The following is an 18,025-nucleotide window of genomic DNA, read 5'->3' as shown; positions in this document are numbered from 1 at the left end:
TAACGCACTACACTTAGCGCAGGAGGAGCCATGAGCCAACATCCCCGTTTTACCGCCACCTGGCGCGATGAACTGCCAGGTTTTTATACTGAATTAACGCCCACGCCGCTGAACAACAGCCGTCTGTTCTTTCATAACGCGCCGCTGGCGCAGGCGCTGGAGCTTCCGCAAACGCTGTTTGACTATCAGGGCCCGGCCGGCGTCTGGGGCGGCGAAACGCTGCTGCCGGGCATGGCGCCGCTGGCGCAGGTCTACAGCGGCCATCAGTTTGGCGTCTGGGCCGGCCAGCTCGGCGACGGGCGCGGTATTCTGCTCGGCGAGCAGCAACTCAGCGACGGCCGCAAGCTGGACTGGCATCTGAAAGGCGCGGGCCTCACGCCCTATTCGCGAATGGGCGACGGCCGCGCGGTGCTGCGCTCCACGGTGCGCGAATTTCTCGCCTCGGAAGCGATGCACGGGCTGGGCATTCCCACGACCCGCGCGCTCAGTATCGTCACCAGCGATACCCCGGTGCGACGCGAAACCACCGAGCGCGGCGCGATGCTAATGCGCATCGCCGAAAGCCACGTGCGTTTCGGCCATTTCGAACACTTTTACTACCGTCGTGAGCCGGAAAGCGTGCGTGAGCTGGCGCAGTACGTTATTGAGCATCACTTCGCGCACCTGGCGCAGGAGGAAGATCGTTTCGCGCTCTGGTTCGGCGAGGTAGTGAGGCGCACCGCGCATCTGATGGCGAGCTGGCAGTGCGTGGGTTTCGCGCACGGCGTGATGAACACCGATAACATGTCGATCCTCGGGCTGACGATGGATTATGGCCCTTACGGCTTTCTTGACGACTATCAGCCGGGCTTTATCTGCAACCATACGGACTACCAGGGGCGTTACGCGTTCGACAACCAGCCGGGCGTCGGCTTGTGGAACCTGCAACGTCTGGCGCAGGCGCTCTCGCCGATTATTCCGGCCGAGCGGCTTAATGCGCTGCTGGATGATTACCAGCCCGTGTTGCTGCGCGAGTGGGGCCGCCAGATGCGCGCTAAGCTCGGTTTTACCGTCGAAAAAGAGGGCGACAACGACTATCTGCGCGAGCTGCTTACGCTGATGGCGCGCGAAGGGAGCGACTACACGCGCACTTTCCGGATGCTGAGCGAGACGGAGCAGCGCTCGTCTGCCTCGCCGCTGCGCGATGAGTTTATCGACCGCGCCACCTTTGACGCCTGGTTTGCACGCTACCGCGCGCGGCTGGAAGACGAGGGCGTTGAGGATGACGCGCGCCAGCAACGGATGAAATCCGTCAACCCGGCGCTGGTATTGCGCAACTGGCTGGCCCAGCGCGCCATTGAGGCGGCGGAGCGTGACGACGCCAGCGAGCTGTCGCGGCTGCTGGAGGCGCTGCGCCATCCTTTCGATGACCGGGATGACGATTACACTCATCGCCCGCCGGACTGGGGTAAACATCTGGAAGTGAGCTGTTCGAGCTAACGGCTTAATATCAGAATATAAAAAAGGGAAACCGCGGGTTTCCCTTTTTGTTACGCGTTATTCAGAAGCGATGATTCAGAGACGGCTTTCCACCGCCTGGGCGAGGCGTTCCAGCAGCGTTTCGCTGTCATCCCAGCCGAGGCACGGATCGGTAATCGACTGGCCGTAGGTCAGCGGCGTGCCGGGCGTAATTTTCTGGGTGCCTTCCACGATAAAGCTTTCCACCATCACGCCCGCGAGCGCCGTTGAGCCCGCGCGGATCTGCTCGCAAATATCATCGCAAACGTCGAGCTGACGCCGGTGCTGCTTCTGGCAATTGCCGTGGCTGAAATCCACCACCAGCCGCTCCGGCAGGTTGAATTCCCGCAGCGCCTCGCAGGCCTCGTTAATGGCTGCGGCATGATAGTTCGGCGTTTTACCGCCGCGCATAATGATGTGGCCGTAAGGATTGCCGCTGGTCTGGTAAATCGTCATCCGGCCATGTTTGTCGGGCGAGAGAAACATATGGCTGGTGCGCGCCGCGCGAATGGCGTCCACCGCGATGCGGGTATTGCCGTCGGTACCGTTTTTAAAGCCCACCGGGCATGACAGCGCCGAGGCCATTTCGCGGTGGATCTGGCTCTCGGTGGTGCGTGCGCCGATGGCGCCCCAGCTGATGAGATCGGAAATATACTGCCCGACCACCATATCGAGAAACTCGGTGGCGGTCGGCACGCCCAGCGCGTTAACCTCCAGCAACAGGCGGCGCGCCTGTTCGATACCGTGATTGACGCGGTAGCTGCCGTTGAGATCCGGGTCGGAAATTAGCCCTTTCCAGCCCACTACGGTGCGCGGCTTCTCAAAGTAGGTGCGCATCACGATCTCAAGGCGGGAATCGTATTTCTCCCGCAGCCGCGCCAGACGGCGGGCGTAATCCACCGCCGCTTCCGGGTCGTGAATTGAGCAGGGGCCGATAATCACCAGCAGACGTGGGTCATCGCCGTTAAGGATTTTTTCAATACGGCGGCGGGCGTCAAGCACATGGTCTGCGACCGCCGGCGTCATGGGGTAGCGTTCTGCGAGTTCCGCCGGAGTAATCAGGCTGTCGATGCGCGCAGTACGGAGTTCATCAGTTTTAATCATGGGTGTCTCAAAATCTGTTGCTTCATCGGCATCAGCGCCGGAAGTGATGGGCATCACGATAAACCAATCCGCCCTGAATACAAGGCTATTAAAAGATTCACCGGGCCACGTGACGCTACCCTAACACAGACTTTTGCACCTTTGTACTAGTTTATCAGTACATGCGGCGATTGAGCCCCATGATGTCGAGGATTTTGGTGGCAATCTCTTCCACCGAATAGTTCGTACTGTTGATATAGCGGATCTGATGCTTCCGGTAGAGCGCTTCCACTTCAGCCACTTCCATCCGGCACTGGCGCATCGAGGCGTAACGGCTGTTCTCGCGCCGCTCTTCACGGATCGCCGCCAGCCGCTCCGGGTTAATCGTCAGGCCAAACAGCTTATGCTGCAACGGGCGCAGCGCCGCCGGCAGATTCAGGTTATCCATATCGTCGGCGATAAAGGGGTAGTTGGCGGCCCGAATGCCGAACTGCATCGCGAGATAGAGGCTGGTGGGCGTTTTGCCGCAGCGCGAGACGCCAAGCAGGATCACCTGCGCCTGATCAAGATTGCGCATGGAAATACCGTCGTCGTGCGCCAGGGTGTAATCAATCGCCGCGATCCGCGCGTCATATTTAATGATATTGGCAGGGTTCAGGCCGTGGGTACGGTGGGCGACCGGCGTCGGGTCGAGCCGCAGTTCTTGCTGGAGCGGCGCCACCAGCGCCTGGACGATATCCTGGCAGAACCCCTGGCTTTGGAGAATTATCTCGCGGACTTCGGGCAGCACGATGGAGTAGAACACCAGCGGGCGCACGCCGGTTTGCTGAAAGATGGCGTCGATCTGTTCTTTCACCGCTTTGGCCCGGCTTTCGTTCTCGACAAACGGCAGGGTAATGCTGTTGATGCTGACCGGAAATTGCGACATCACCGCATGGCCTAATACTTCCGCGGTGATAGCGGTTCCATCGGAAATATAAAAAACCTGGCGATCGACAACATTATCCATTGTATCCGTCCTTAATTCAGGTTGAGTATCATCTCAAGCATAAAATAATGTTCATGAAGCGCGCATGGCACTTCTCTCATTTTTAATAATGAAACGCTGTTTTTATTTTAAATGAACGCAGCGTTTCACTTTTCAAATATGACTGTAAATCATAGACCAAAAGAGTAAGCCAGCCTAATCAAGCAGTTACCAAATCCGGAATTTATCTGAAAATTTGAAATTTTCAATTTGCTTGAACGATTCACCGTTTTTCCCGCAGCGTTTTCTATGCCAGGCTAAAACGGCTGTCAGGTGTTTCTTAATCCCGTTCAAATATCATAAAAGGATTGCTTCGATGTCCAACAATGGCTCGTCATCGCTCATACTTTGGTATAACCAGCTCGGCATGAATGATGTAGACAGAGTTGGGGGCAAAAACGCCTCCCTCGGTGAAATGATTACTAACCTGTCCGGTATGGGCGTTTCTGTGCCTAACGGGTTTGCGACCACTGCCGTGGCGTTTAATCAGTTCCTCGAAAGCCGTGGCGTTAACCAGCGTATCTATGAACTGCTGGATAAAACCGATATCGACGACGTAACTGAGCTGGCGAAAGCCGGCGCGCAGATCCGCCAGTGGATTATCGACACCCCCTTCCAGCCGGAGCTGGAGCAGGCTATCCGCGAAGCCTATGAGCAGCTCTCCGCCGATGATGCCGAAGCCTCCTTTGCGGTGCGTTCTTCCGCCACTGCCGAAGATATGCCGGATGCGTCTTTCGCCGGCCAGCAGGAAACCTTCCTGAACGTCCAGGGCATCGATGCCGTCATGGTGGCGGTGAAACATGTGTTCGCCTCGCTGTTTAACGACCGCGCCATCTCGTACCGTGTGCATCAGGGATACGATCACCGCGGCGTCGCACTCTCGGCAGGCGTGCAGCGCATGGTGCGCTCCGATCTCGCCGCCTCAGGCGTCATGTTCTCCATCGACACCGAGTCGGGCTTCGATCAGGTGGTGTTCATCACCTCCGCCTACGGCCTTGGCGAGATGGTGGTGCAGGGCGCGGTCAACCCTGACGAATTCTACGTGCATAAACCGGGTCTGGCGGAGGGCCGTCCGGCAATTGTGCGTCGTACCATGGGCTCGAAAAAAATCCGTATGGTCTACGCCGACACCCAGGAGCACGGCAAACAGGTGCGCATCGAAGATGTGCCGCAGGCCGAACGCGACCGCTTCTCCATCACGCCGGAAGAGGTGCAGGAGCTGGCGAAACAGGCCGTACAGATTGAGAAACACTATGGCCGCCCGATGGATATCGAGTGGGCTAAAGATGGCCACACCGGCAAGCTGTTTATCGTGCAGGCGCGCCCGGAAACCGTGCGTTCGCGCGGTCAGGTGATGGAGCGCTACACGCTGCATTCCCAGGGCAAAGTTGTGGCGGAAGGCCGCGCTATCGGTCACCGCATCGGCGCGGGCACCGTGAAGGTGATTCACGACATCAGCGAGATGAACCGTATTCAGCCGGGCGATGTGCTGGTCACCGACATGACCGACCCCGACTGGGAACCTATCATGAAAAAAGCGGCCGCGATTGTGACCAACCGTGGCGGGCGTACCTGTCACGCGGCGATTATCGCCCGTGAGCTGGGCATTCCGGCGGTCGTCGGCTGCGGCGACGCCACCGATCGTATCAAGGACGATGAGAAAGTGACCGTCTCCTGCGCCGAAGGGGACACCGGCTACGTCTATGCCGATCTCCTCGATTTCAGCGTGAAAAGCTCAAGCGTGGATACCATGCCGGATCTGCCGCTGAAGGTGATGATGAACGTCGGCAACCCGGACCGCGCGTTTGACTTCGCCTGCCTGCCGAATGAAGGCGTGGGCCTGGCGCGTCTCGAATTCATCATCAACCGCATGATTGGCGTGCACCCGCGCGCGCTGCTGGAGTTCGACCAGCAGGAGCCGGCGCTGCAAAACCAGATCCGCGAGATGATGAAAGGCTTCGACAACCCGGTGGAATTCTACGTGGGCCGCCTGACGGAAGGCATCGCGACCCTCGGCGCCGCGTTCTGGCCGAAGCGCGTCATCGTGCGTCTTTCTGACTTCAAATCTAACGAGTACGCCAACCTGGTGGGCGGCGAGCGTTACGAGCCGCATGAAGAGAACCCGATGCTCGGCTTTCGCGGCGCAGGCCGTTATGTCGCGGATAATTTCCGTGACTGCTTTGCGCTGGAGTGCGAGGCGGTAAAACGCGTGCGTAATGAAATGGGCCTTACCAACGTCGAGATCATGATCCCGTTCGTACGTACCGTGGATCAGGCGAAAGCGGTGGTGGATGAGCTGGCGCGTCAGGGGCTTAAGCGCGGCGAGAACGGGCTGAAAGTGATTATGATGTGCGAAATCCCGTCCAACGCCCTGCTGGCAGAGCAGTTCCTTGAGCACTTCGACGGCTTCTCGATCGGCTCCAATGACATGACGCAGCTCGCGCTCGGCCTCGACCGCGATTCCGGCGTGGTCTCCGAGCTGTTCGACGAGCGCAACGATGCCGTCAAAGCGCTGCTGTCGATGGCGATCCGCGCCGCGAAAAAGCAGGGCAAATATGTCGGCATCTGTGGGCAGGGCCCGTCGGATCACGAGGATTTCGCCGCCTGGTTAATGGAGGAGGGGATCGATTCGCTCTCGCTCAACCCGGATACCGTGGTGCAAACCTGGCTCAGTCTGGCAGAGCTTAATAAATAACCCTCGATATATTTTAAAAACCCGCCTGATGGCGGGTTTTTTATTTGTAACGGGTAATTTGCACCGCATCACAAATACGGGAAAAAGCAAAAAATCATAAACTGGCTGTGGATTTCTGCAATTGTTGGCGGGCGGTGCGTTCACAATACTTAGGCCTGAAATCGCACCCGTGGTTTGCGTGCGAGAAACACGCTTTCTAACGTTGATAAGGCCAATAATAATGAACCTCACCTCTGCTCTTACGACAAAAGATAAAATAGGATACGGCTTAGGCGATATGGCGAGCGCGCTGGTCTGGCAAACCGCCACGCTATTTCTCGCCTATTTCTATACCGATGTTTTCGGCCTGCCCGCCGCGATTATGGGCACCATGTTTTTACTGGTCAGGGCGATAGACGCCTTTGTCGACCCCTGCATCGGCGCGCTGGTCGACCGCACCCGCACCCGGTATGGCCGCTTTCGCCCGTGGCTGCTCTGGTTCGCCATTCCATTTGGCGTCAGCTGTCTGATTACCTTTTACGTGCCGCAGGCGGGCGAAACCACCAAAATCATTTACGCCTGCGTCACTTACAGCCTGCTGAGCCTGGTTTATTCCGCCATTAACGTGCCTTATTGCGCCATGCCAGGCTCGCTGACCATGGACCCACGCGAGCGCCATTCACTGCAATCCTGGCGCTTTGGGCTTTCGTTTATCGGCGGGCTTATCGTCACCGTCATCGCCCTGCCGATGGTCGACTGGCTCGGCAGCGGCAACCCGCAGAAAGGCTATTTCTACGCGATGGGGCTGATGGGTCTGCTGGGCGTGGTGCTCTTTTTCTGCTGTTTTTTCATGACGCGCGAGCGGTATCTGCCAGCGAATGACGCTAATAGCTCAATGCTTAAAGATTTAAAACTGCTGGCGGCCAACAGCCAGTGGCGCATCATATTTCTGTTCAATATTTTGTTATTAACGGCGGTGGTCACACGCGGCTCCGCAACGATGTATTACGTGAAATACGTTCTGCTGCGCCCGGATCTGGTGTTTGTATTTATTGTCTCCGGCATGGTGGCGAATCTTACCGGTGCGTTATTATCAGAGCGCCTGCTTGGCAAATATGACCGGGTACGCTCCTACCAGTGGACGATTATTAGCTTCGTGGTGCTCGCGGCGCTGATCTTCTTTATTCCCCCGACCGCCGTCTGGTTAATTTTCGCCATCAATATTGTCTTTAGCTTTATTCAGAACCTGACCACGCCGCTGCAGTGGACCATGTTTTCCGACGTGGTGGATTACGAAGAGCACCGCAGCGGACGCCGCCTAGACGGCCTGGTGTTCTCCACGGCGCTGTTCGCCATCAAGCTGGGCCTGGCGCTCGGCGGCGCAGTGGTGGGCTGGATCCTCGGCATGGTCGATTACCTGCCGAATCAGGCCACCCAGAGCGCCAGCGTGCTGACCACCATTAATTCGCTTTTTACGCTTATCCCCTGCGCGCTCTTTTTACTGATGGCGCTGCTGCTCTGCTTCTATCAGCTCAGCAGCCGCCGTGTTGCCGCTATCGCCGCGGAGCTGGTGCAAAAACGCCAGTTACGCGAAGACACCGCTTCTCTCAAGCCTGCCATTCAGGAGTAACCAATGACTATTTATAAGGACCCAACCCGTCCGGTGGCTGAACGCGTCGCCGATTTGCTCGCCCGCATGACGCCGGAGGAGAAATTCGCCCAGATGCACGCTTACTGGCTGGTGCTGTCGCCGGACGGCGATCACCGGGAGCGTACCGATCTGAGCGATGAGTTTTCGGGCGCCACGCAGCAGGCGGCGCTGGCGGAGCGTCTGAAACGCGGCGCAGGGCAGATAACCCGTCCGCTCGGCACCCATATTGTCGCGCCCCGCGAGGGCGTGCGCGCCGCCAACCGGCTCCAGCGGATGCTGGTGGAAGAAACCCGGCTGGGCATTCCCGCCATGTTCCATGAAGAGTGTCTGGTGGGGCTTTTGTGTAAAGACGCGACGCTGTTTCCGTCGTCGCTCAACTACGGCTCGACCTGGGACCCGGCGCTGGTAGAGCAGGCCGCGCAGGCAATTGGCCAGGAGGCGCGCGCCGTCGGCTGTCATCAGGGGCTGGCGCCGGTGCTGGACGTGTCCCGCGACGTGCGCTGGGGCCGTACGGAAGAGACCTTCGGCGAAGATCCGTGGCTGGTAGGCCTGATGGCGACGCACTACGTGAAAGGCCTACAGGGGCCGCAGCGCGATCTGCTGGCGACGCTTAAACACTATGTCGGCCACTCCTTCAGCGAGGGCGCGCGCAACCATGCGCCGGTGCATCTGGGGTATTGCGAGCTCAGTGATACCTTCCTGCTGCCGTTTGAGATGGCGGTGAAGCTGGCGCACGCAGGATCGGTGATGCCTGCGTATCACGATATCGACAACGTGCCGACCCACGCGGACGATTTCCTTCTCACTACGGTGCTGCGCGAACAGTGGGGCTTCGACGGCATTATCGTCGCCGACTACGGCGGCGTGAGCCTGCTGCATCAGCATCACGGCGTGGCGCAGGATGCCGCGCACTCGGCGGCGCTCGCCTTTAACGCCGGTCTGGATATCGAACTGCCGAAAGATGACTGCGCGCGCCATCTGGCGCAGGCGCTGGAGCGCGGGCTTATCACGATGGAAAAAGTCGATGAGATTGTCGCCCGCGTGCTGGGGGAGAAATTCCGTCTCGGGCTGTTTGAACATCCTTACGCCGATGAGAGCGACATTATGCTGCAAAGCGACGAGACGCGGCGCATCGCCCGCGAGGTGGCGGCGCGCTCACTGACGCTGCTCGAAAACAACGGCGTGCTGCCGCTTCAGGGCGCGCCGCGCGTGGCGGTCGTCGGGCCGACGGCGGACGATCCGCTGGCGCTGCTGAGCGGCTACAGCTTCCCGGTGCATCTCATCATCAGCGATATGCTGGAGCAGACCAGCCAGGTGACGACGCCGCTGGCAGCGCTCCGCGAACAGCTCGGTAGCGCGATGACCGGTTACGCCAGAGGGTGCCATATCATTGAAAAACGCATGGCGGGCGCGCCGGTTTTCCCGGGGGACAGCGGCGAAAAACCGATGCAGCAGTCGCCCGTCTCAGATGACGTATCGCTGATCCCGCAGGCAGTGACGCTCGCAACGGAAAGCGACGTGGTGCTAGCGTTTGTCGGCGATCTCTCCGGGCTCTTTCAGAGCGGCACCGTGGGCGAAGGCTCCGACACCGACAGCCTGCAACTGCCGGGCGTTCAGCAGCAGCTGCTGGAAGCGCTGGTGGAGACGGGCAAGCCGGTGGTGGTCGTCATGACCGGCGGTCGGCCGTATCACCTGGGCGGGCTGGAGTCGCGCGTGGCGGCGTGGGTGATGGCCTGGGCGCCAGGGCAGGAGGGCGGTCACGCCATTGCGGATCTGCTCACCGGCAAAATTGAGCCGCAGGGTCGTCTGGTCGTGTCGGTGCCGAAAAGCGCGGGCGCGATGCCTTACTATTACAACCACAAGCTCAAGAGCGGCGGGACGCCTTACGCGTTTCATTTCGGTTCACGCTACCCGTTCGGTTACGGCAAAACCTGGACGACGTTCCGCTATGGCGAACTGGACATCGCGCAGGCGCACGTGCCGATGGACGGCGTGGTAGAGGCATCCGTGACGGTCACCAACAGCGGCACGCAGCCGGGCAGCGAGGTGGTGCAGCTTTATGTGCGCGATAAGGTGGCGTCATTGGTGCGACCCGTGCAGGAGCTGAAGGCCTTCGGTCGGGTAACGCTGGCGCCTGGCGAGCGCGCGCGCGTGACGTTCCGCGTGCCGGTAGATATGCTCAATTTCACCCGCCGTGACGGCCTTCGTATCGTGGAGCCTGGCGAGTTTGAAATACGCGTCGGGGCAAACAGCGGCGATATCCGCAGCCGCGGTACGGTGACGGTCGAAGGAGAAACGCACGTGCTCGGACATCACTGGGAAATGCTGAGTGAATGCCGGGTTGAACAATAATTAATCAGCGGCAGAATAAAAAAAAGCCCATCGTGGGAGATGGGCAAAGACTACACACAGCAATTCGTTGTTTCACTCAGGGGATTTCCATGTTTATAAATCAAGGCGTTGATTTATAACCGTGGATTAATAGTAGGCTTATCCATTTTTTGCGTCGATCAGATTCGTCTCAATAGTTCAGCGTTAATGAATTATTAAGGACTCAAAGGACGGGATTTACGATAAATCACGGGTCTGACCAGTATGGGAGGGAAATAATTAATAAGGAATACTTAAGTAAAAGGCGGGTTTCCCCGCCTGCATTTAATTTTTTACTTTTTCTTCTTCGCTCTCTTCCAGCGCTTCGATCACAGTTTTTGAATTCTCTTCCGGCAGCGGCGCTTCACTCACCCAGACGGAGAACAATCGCCAGGAAACGGCCAACAGTACCGGACCGATAAACAAGCCAATCATACCGAACGCAATCAACCCGCCGATGACGCCTGAGAGGATCAGCACCATCGGCAGATCGGCGCCCATACGGATAAGCATCGGACGGATAATGTTATCGAGCGTGCCGACCACGGCGCTCCAGACCAGCAGCACGGTGCCCCAGGTGGCGTCGCCGCTCCAGTAGAGCCAGATGATCGCCGGAACCAGCACCGGCAGCGGGCCAAGCTGCACCAGACAGCTTAAGATCATCACCACCGTCAGCAGCGTCGCGTAGGGGATGCCGGAAATCGCAAGCCCGATACCGCCAAGCACGCCCTGCACCAGCGCGGTTACCACTACACCAAGCGCCACGGCGCGGATCGCCTGGCCTGCCAGCACCACCGCCGCGTCGCCGCGCTTCGAGGCAAGACGAATGGCGAAGTGACGGATCCCCAACGCTACCTGTTCGCCGCGCCAGTACAGCAGGGCGCTAAACAGCAGCATCAGGCCGCAGTGCATCAGCAGCCTGCCAAGATGCGCCGCCTGGCCGATAAACCAGCCGGTCGTCGTGCCAAGATACGGGCGCACTTTCGCCATAATGGCCGAACCGCCGCTCTCTACGAGGTTATGCCAGCCGAGATAAAGTTTATCGCCGATATACGGGATGCTGTGAAGCCAGGCCAGATCCGGGATCGTCATCTGGCCGGAGGTCAGCCAGTGAATAAACGGACCGCTGCTGTCCACGAGACTGTTAACCAGCAGCGCCACCGGGATAACAAACAGCATGATAAGGATGAGCACCATCACCAGGACGGCGAGTGAGCGTCTGCCCCACAGCATCTTCTGCAGCCGCAGCAACAGCGGCCAGGTGGCGATGACCACCGTGCCTGCCCAGGCGAACCCCAGAATAAAGGGCTGCACAATCCACAGGCAGGCGATGATCATGACCGAGAGAAACAACACGGACAGCAGAATTTGCGGCACGTCCATGGGCTGTCGAAGTTTTACCATAAACCACATTCACCTTTTGTCATTCGCGTTACGCCCCAACGGGCGTTCCCGCCCCTGTCGGGGCGCTCTTATGATGAGTGATTTCCGGTCATTTGGATAGCCGCACCCCTGGAGCATTTCTGGCAGGCGCGACATATAAAAATGTGATACAACCTTGAATGCACAACGCAAACGATAACTTCCAACATCTACATGTCAGGCAGGGTCAAGATCGATGATCCCACAAATTTCTCAGGCGCCAGGGCTGGTACAGACGGTGCTGAATTTTTTGCAGGCACTGGAGCAACAAGGTTTTACCGGCGATACCGCCACCAACTACGCCGATCGCCTCACGATGGCGACCGACAACAGTATCTACCAGCTCCTCCCCGATGCGGTGATTTTTCCCCGCTCAACGGCTGATGTAGCGCTGATGGCGCGCCTCGCCGCCGAACCCCGTTTTAAATCGCTGATTTTTACCCCACGCGGCGGCGGCACCGGCACGAACGGCCAGGCGCTGAATCAGGGGATCGTCGTCGATATGTCGCGCTACATGAACCGTATTATCGAGATAAACCCGGAGCAGGGCTGGGTGCGCGTCGAAGCGGGTGTCATCAAAGATCAGCTTAACGAATACCTGAAGCCGTACGGCTACTTCTTTTCGCCGGAGCTCTCCACCAGCAACCGCGCCACGCTTGGCGGGATGATCAACACCGACGCCTCCGGGCAGGGCTCGCTGGTGTATGGCAAAACGTCCGATCACGTGCTCGGCGTGAGGGCCATTTTGCTGGGCGGCGATATTCTCGATACCCAGGCGATGCCGATCGCGCTGGCTGAAGAGTTGGGCCGCGCCCAGACGTCGCTCGGGCGCGTTTACCACACCGTACTTGAGCGCTGTCGTGAGCAGCGCGCGCTGATCCTGGAGAAGTTTCCGAAGCTCAACCGCTTCCTGACCGGTTACGACCTGCGCCACGTCTTTAACGACTCACTTTCAGAATTTGACCTGACCCGGATCCTGTGCGGTTCGGAAGGCACGCTGGCGTTTATTACCGAAGCGCGGCTCGATATTACGCCGCTGCCGAAAGTGCGCCGCCTGGTGAACGTCAAATATGACTCGTTCGACTCGGCGCTGCGCAGCGCGCCCTTTATGGTCGAGGCGCAGGCGCTGTCGGTCGAAACCGTGGATTCCCGGGTGCTGAATCTGGCGCGTGAAGATATCGTCTGGCATTCGGTGAGTGAGCTGATTACCGACGTGCCGGATAAAACGATGCTCGGTCTTAATATTGTTGAATTCGCAGGCGACGACGAAGCGCTGATTGACCAGCGCGTTGAGGCACTGTGTGCGCGGCTTGATGAGTTTATGGCGCAGGCGCAGGGCGGCATCATCGGCTGGCAGGTCTGCCGGGATCTCGCGGGCGTTGAGCGCATTTACGCAATGCGTAAAAAAGCGGTGGGGCTGCTGGGTAATGCCAAAGGGCTCGCCAAGCCGATTCCCTTTGCCGAAGACACCTGCGTGCCGCCGGAGCATCTCGCTGATTACATTGCGGAGTTCCGCGCGCTGCTGGATGGTCACGGGTTGAGCTACGGCATGTTCGGTCACGTGGACGCGGGCGTACTGCACGTGCGCCCGGCGCTCGATATGTGCGATCCGCAGCAGGAAGTCCTGATGAAGCGCATCTCCGATGAGGTCGTGGCGCTTACCGCCCGCTACGGCGGCTTGTTATGGGGCGAGCACGGCAAAGGCTTTCGCGCGGAATATAGCCCGGCGTTTTTCGGCGAAACGCTCTATGACGAACTGCGGCGCATCAAGGCGGCGTTCGACCCGGACAACCGCCTGAACCCCGGTAAAATCTGCGCGCCGTATGGCCTCGACGCGCCGATGATGAAAGTGGATGCGGTCAAACGCGGCACGTTTGACCGCCAGATCCCGCTCGCGGTGCGCACCTCCTGGCGCGGCGCGATGGAGTGTAATGGCAACGGTCTGTGCTTTAACTTCGATGTGAAAAGCCCGATGTGCCCGTCGATGAAAATCACCAGCAACCGCATTCACTCGCCGAAAGGGCGCGCGACGCTGGTGCGCGAGTGGCTGCGGCTGCTCTCCGATCGCGGCGTCGATCCGCTGGCGCTCGAAAAAGCGCTGCCGCAAAAACGCGCCAGCCTGCGGTCACTCATTGAGCGCACCCGTAACAGCTGGCATGCCGATCGCGGCGAATATGATTTCTCGCACGAGGTGAAAGAGGCGATGAGCGGCTGCCTCGCCTGTAAAGCCTGTTCCACCCAGTGCCCGATTAAAATCGACGTGCCGGAATTCCGCTCACGCTTTTTGCAGCTCTACCACACGCGGTATCTGCGCCCGGTGCGCGATCACCTGATAGCGACGGTGGAAAGCTACGCGCCGCTGATGGCCCGTGCGCCGAAAACCTTTAACTTCTTTATGAGCCAGCCGTGGGTGCGTACGCTTTCAGAACGGCATATCGGCATGGTCGACCTGCCGCTGCTCTCCACGCCGACGCTGCAACAGCAGCTGGTGGGGCACCGTAGCGCCGGCATGACGCTGGAGGAGCTGGAGCGGCTGCCGGAGGCCGAAAAAGCCCGCACGGTGCTGGTGGTGCAGGATCCCTTCACCAGCTATTACGATGCGCAGGTGGTGGCCGATTTCGTGCGGCTGTGCGAAAAGCTCGGATTCCAGCCGGTAGTGCTGCCGTTCTCGCCGAACGGCAAAGCGCAGCACATCAAAGGCTTTCTCCAGCGCTTCGCCCGCACCGCGCGGAAAACCGCCGATTTCTTAAACCGCGTGGCGGCGCTCGGCATGCCGCTGGTGGGCGTCGATCCGGCGCTGGTGCTGTGCTATCGCGATGAGTATAAACAGACGCTCGGCGAGGCGCGCGGCGAGTTTCACGTGCAACTGGTGCACGAGTGGCTCACCACGGCGCTGGCGGAGCGTCCGACCGCGCCGGTGGGCGGCGAGTCGTGGTATCTGTTTGGTCACTGTACGGAAGTGACGGCGCTGCCAGGCACCGCCGGACAGTGGGCCGCGATTTTCGCGAAATTCGGCGCGAAGCTCGAAGGCGTTAACGTCGGCTGCTGCGGCATGGCGGGGACGTACGGGCATGAGGTGAAAAATCACGCCAACTCCCTCGGTATCTATGAGCTGTCGTGGCATCAGGCGATGCAGCGGCTGCCGCGCGCCCGCTGTCTTGCAACGGGCTATTCGTGCCGCAGTCAGGTGAAACGCATCGAGGGCAGCGGCGTGCGCCACCCATTACAGGCGCTACTGGGGATGATTGTATGATCTGGCAACGTACCGCGACGCTTGACGCGCTGAACGCCATGGGCGCGAATAATATGGTCGGACTGCTTGATATCCGCTTCACCCGACTGGATGACAATGAAATCGAAGCCACCATGCCGGTGGACCACCGCACGCATCAGCCGTTCGGGCTGCTGCACGGCGGCGCGTCGGTGGTGCTGGCGGAAACGCTCGGCTCGGTGGCGGGTTATCTCTGCACCGAAGGCGAGCAGAACGTCGTCGGGCTTGAAGTCAACGCGAACCACCTGCGCAGCGTGCGTAGCGGCCGCGTGCGCGGCGTCTGCCGCGCGGTCCACGTCGGGCGACGCCATCAGGTATGGCAGATAGAAATCTTCGACGAGCAGGACCGCCTCTGCTGTTCATCACGCCTGACGACGGCGGTGGTGTAGTTTTCTCACTGGTAAATAAAGCGCCATCACTGGCGCTTTATTTTCGGTATTTCCTGACCAGCCTGTCGATTTTTTCCTGATCGCTTTCACTGTTATATACATTTTTTAAATTATCTTTTGATTGTGACCTGAGGATTTCATTATTATAAGGAGGTTTTATTAACTTCCTTATTTCACTTTTTATTTCTATAAAAAATTATCCATTCATTGGTTAAATCACGAGCACTGATTTTGTCAGAGGGACAGGTGAGTATTTAATCTGGAATAGTGCACAGCTGCGATTATGCAGAGTAATGCATAATAGCGAGGAAGGACAGGGAATGAACTCAGTTTATTATGCAAACAGATTCATTGAAAAAGTGGCATGGCAGGCATGCTTATGTGATAAAATGACAAGGTGATAACGCCTGTATTAGCTATTTATGGTTCATTAACTATAAGGATGGCTGACAATGAATACGCTATTTTTTCAATTATTAATCTTTATTTTCATGCTTGGTTCTTTTCCATTACATGCGGAAGTGTCTGATGAAATGAAGCTTGAACGCGTTGTGATAGTCAGTCGCCACGGAGTAAGAGCGCCAACGAAGTTCACGCCGTTAATGCAGGAAATCACACCTTACCCCTGGCCTCAATGGGATGTTCCGCTGGGCTGGTTGACGACTCGGGGTGGGGAGCTCGTCACCGAATTGGGGCGATATCAAAAAAGCGTATTTGTCGATAAAGGTATTCTGGAAGGTAACGAATGTCCTTCCCCAGAGCAGGTGGCCGTTATTGCAGATACCGATCAGCGCACTCGTAAAACCGGTGAGGCATTTCTGGCTGGATTTGCGCCGGGATGTCAAAATAAGGTTCATTATCAAAAAGAGCACGATAAGAAAGATCCCCTGTTTAATCCAGCAAAAACGGGTGTGTGCTCGTTTAATGTATCAAAGACTCAGGAAGCGATTCTGACGCGAGCTGGAGGAAACATTGAACGGTACACCCAGCGTTATGACTCTGCATTCCGTACTCTGGAACAGGTTCTCAATTTCTCCCGGTCAGCAGCATGTAAATCAACAAGACAGCCGGGTTGTACACTCCCGGGAGCCTTACCTTCAGAACTCAAAATTTCTTCAGATAACGTATCATTATCTGGCGCATGGAGTCTGTCTTCTATGCTGACGGAAATATTTCTATTGCAAGAGGCGCAGGGAATGCCAGAGGTCGCGTGGGGGCGTATTCACGGGGAGAAAGAATGGGCAGAACTATTAAGTCTGCATAATGCTCAGTTTGACCTTTTGCAAAGAACACCTGAAGTTGCACGTACCAGAGCAACACCGCTACTCGATTTGATAAGCCGGGCATTAGTCAGTAATGGGTCAACAGAAAATCATTACGGCATTAAATTGCCCGTCTCGTTATTATTTATTGCGGGTCATGATACCAATCTTGCAAATCTCAGCGGGGTGTTCGATCTTAACTGGTCTTTACCCGGGCAGCCTGATAATACCCCTCCTGGCGGGGAGCTGGTTTTCGAAAGATGGAAGAGAGTGAGTGATAATACAGACTGGATTCAAGTTTCTTTTGTTTATCAGACCCTCCAACAAATGCGAGAGTTTACACCTTCTTCATCGTCTCCTTCCCCCCATAAGATTGTGCTTACGTTGCCCTCATGTCAGGATAAAAATCCTGAGGGGATGTGTGCATTGAAAGGCTTTAATGACATTGTGCAGAGAGTACGTATTCCACAATGTGCGGTAATGGCTGATATAAATCGATAAACAGAATACGCAGGGCATTCGGGAGATTCAGGGCAGTTGTGACAGCCCGGCGCACGTTTAAAAGCGAATTTTGGGGATTTCAGGTGTGCATTTTGGGGCAACCTAGTCTCAGGGGAGCGTTGGCGGCAAAATAATGTCCGCATCAGTCCGTATTTGTTCGCAACATGATTTCACTAACCCGCTGAAAAAATATAAGCATTTGATTTATCGGTATCTATTAAATCTATAACATAAATAGGTATAAACGATACATCTTTTGTTCAGGTGGGGGGGTAACGTGATAATCTCTTCGTTTCGCTTGTTAATGTATTGATAAATCATCGCTTTCGACCGCTATTTTTGCCCGCTGCAGGCTCTCCGGTAGGGTCTATGCTTAATGAAAGTGTTCAAAAAGTGCCGTTTAGGGTAATACCCCTGATCCGCAGAGGTTGAAGTGAGAATTATTACCACTAACATAGCATTATCGCCCTAAAGGCACTCACTCCAGGAGACAGACCTATGGAATCACAAACCGGTACGTTCAATCCCGCCGAGTTTAACTGGCAGGGCCTGACGATGACCCCAGACGCGGCCAAACATATTCGCGACTTAATGGCGCAGAAACCGGGTCTGCTGGGTGTGCGTCTTAGCGTCAAACAGAGCGGCTGCGCGGGATTTGGCTATGTGCTCGATACGGTCAGCGAGCCGAAAGACGAAGACCTCGTGTTCGAGGCCGATGGCGCGCGGCTTTATGTTCCGCTACAGGCGATGCCCTTTATCGACGGCACCGAAGTGGATTACGTGCGCGAAGGCTTAAACCAGATTTTTAAATTCAATAACCCTAAAGCGCAGCACGCGTGCGGCTGCGGTGAAAGTTTTGGGGTCCAGGCGGAGTAATT

Annotated in this window: 11 protein-coding genes and 1 other RNA gene; 8 read left to right on the top strand and 4 right to left on the bottom strand. The window is 57.3% G+C overall.

Annotated features, from left to right (window positions below):
- Positions 1 to 30: 30 nt before the first annotated feature.
- Complete coding sequence (gene selO / locus AB8W27_RS11525; protein ID WP_015741010.1) at positions 31 to 1,479, top strand: protein adenylyltransferase SelO; 1,449 nt, start codon at positions 31 to 33, stop codon at positions 1,477 to 1,479.
- Positions 1,480 to 1,554: 75 nt separating this feature from the next.
- Here the strand turns inward: selO and AB8W27_RS11520 are convergent, their stop codons facing one another.
- Together AB8W27_RS11520 and AB8W27_RS11515 are read right to left on the bottom strand one after the other, a co-directional pair.
- Positions 1,555 to 2,601: a 3-deoxy-7-phosphoheptulonate synthase gene (locus AB8W27_RS11520; RefSeq protein ID WP_032806428.1), complete on the bottom strand. Its 1,047-nt coding sequence runs from the start codon at positions 2,599 to 2,601 to the stop codon at positions 1,555 to 1,557.
- A 154-nt stretch (positions 2,602 to 2,755) separates the two neighbouring features.
- Positions 2,756 to 3,589: a pyruvate, water dikinase regulatory protein gene (locus tag AB8W27_RS11515; protein ID WP_007760455.1), complete on the bottom strand. Its 834-nt coding sequence runs from the start codon at positions 3,587 to 3,589 to the stop codon at positions 2,756 to 2,758.
- A gap of 334 nt (positions 3,590 to 3,923) precedes the next feature.
- Here AB8W27_RS11515 and ppsA point away from each other — a divergent pair, with 334 nt between their 5' ends.
- The 3 genes from ppsA to AB8W27_RS11500 all read left to right on the top strand — a co-directional run bounded on the left by ppsA (position 3,924) and on the right by AB8W27_RS11500 (position 10,284).
- Positions 3,924 to 6,302, top strand: coding sequence for a phosphoenolpyruvate synthase (gene ppsA, locus AB8W27_RS11510; RefSeq protein WP_007760457.1), 2,379 nt, complete (start codon positions 3,924 to 3,926; stop codon positions 6,300 to 6,302).
- 220 nt (positions 6,303 to 6,522) lie between these two features.
- Positions 6,523 to 7,911 carry an MFS transporter gene (locus tag AB8W27_RS11505; RefSeq protein WP_041923478.1) on the top strand — a complete coding sequence of 463 codons (1,389 nt, stop codon included), beginning with the start codon at positions 6,523 to 6,525 and terminating at the stop codon, positions 7,909 to 7,911.
- 3 nt (positions 7,912 to 7,914) lie between these two features.
- Positions 7,915 to 10,284, top strand: a complete 2,370-nt coding sequence (locus AB8W27_RS11500) for a glycoside hydrolase family 3 N-terminal domain-containing protein (protein ID WP_015741015.1) — start codon at positions 7,915 to 7,917, stop codon at positions 10,282 to 10,284.
- A 15-nt stretch (positions 10,285 to 10,299) separates the two neighbouring features.
- Here AB8W27_RS11500 and rprA read toward each other — a convergent pair.
- Together rprA and ydiK are read right to left on the bottom strand one after the other, a co-directional pair.
- An RNA gene (gene rprA / locus AB8W27_RS11495) (antisense sRNA RprA) lies at positions 10,300 to 10,407 on the bottom strand.
- Positions 10,408 to 10,587: 180 nt separating this feature from the next.
- Positions 10,588 to 11,706: an AI-2E family transporter YdiK gene (ydiK, locus tag AB8W27_RS11490; RefSeq protein WP_041924152.1), complete on the bottom strand. Its 1,119-nt coding sequence runs from the start codon at positions 11,704 to 11,706 to the stop codon at positions 10,588 to 10,590.
- 214 nt (positions 11,707 to 11,920) lie between these two features.
- On the opposite strand from ydiK, the gene AB8W27_RS11485 reads away from it, so the two are divergent.
- From AB8W27_RS11485 to sufA, 4 genes are all read left to right on the top strand, one after another.
- The gene (locus tag AB8W27_RS11485) at positions 11,921 to 14,977 is read left to right on the top strand and encodes an FAD-binding and (Fe-S)-binding domain-containing protein (protein ID WP_015741017.1); all 3,057 of its coding nucleotides are present in this window, start codon (positions 11,921 to 11,923) and stop codon (positions 14,975 to 14,977) included.
- A complete protein-coding gene (gene menI, locus AB8W27_RS11480) occupies positions 14,974 to 15,384 on the top strand; it encodes a 1,4-dihydroxy-2-naphthoyl-CoA hydrolase (protein WP_041923479.1) in 411 nt (136 codons plus the stop codon). The genes AB8W27_RS11485 and menI overlap by 4 nt, the downstream gene beginning before the upstream one ends.
- 452 nt (positions 15,385 to 15,836) lie before the next feature.
- Positions 15,837 to 17,147 carry an AppA family phytase/histidine-type acid phosphatase gene (locus AB8W27_RS11475; RefSeq protein WP_041923480.1) on the top strand — a complete coding sequence of 437 codons (1,311 nt, stop codon included), beginning with the start codon at positions 15,837 to 15,839 and terminating at the stop codon, positions 17,145 to 17,147.
- Between the two features lie 498 nt (positions 17,148 to 17,645).
- Positions 17,646 to 18,023 carry a Fe-S cluster assembly scaffold SufA gene (sufA, locus tag AB8W27_RS11470; protein ID WP_007760477.1) on the top strand — a complete coding sequence of 126 codons (378 nt, stop codon included), beginning with the start codon at positions 17,646 to 17,648 and terminating at the stop codon, positions 18,021 to 18,023.
- Positions 18,024 to 18,025 lie beyond the last annotated feature (2 nt).

Origin of the sequence: Cronobacter turicensis, from assembly GCF_041222865.1 — a bacterium.
Classification (GTDB): domain Bacteria; phylum Pseudomonadota; class Gammaproteobacteria; order Enterobacterales; family Enterobacteriaceae; genus Cronobacter; species Cronobacter turicensis.
Note: the sequence above shows the minus strand (reverse complement) of the source record. Positions and strands in the feature narration are given on the sequence as shown.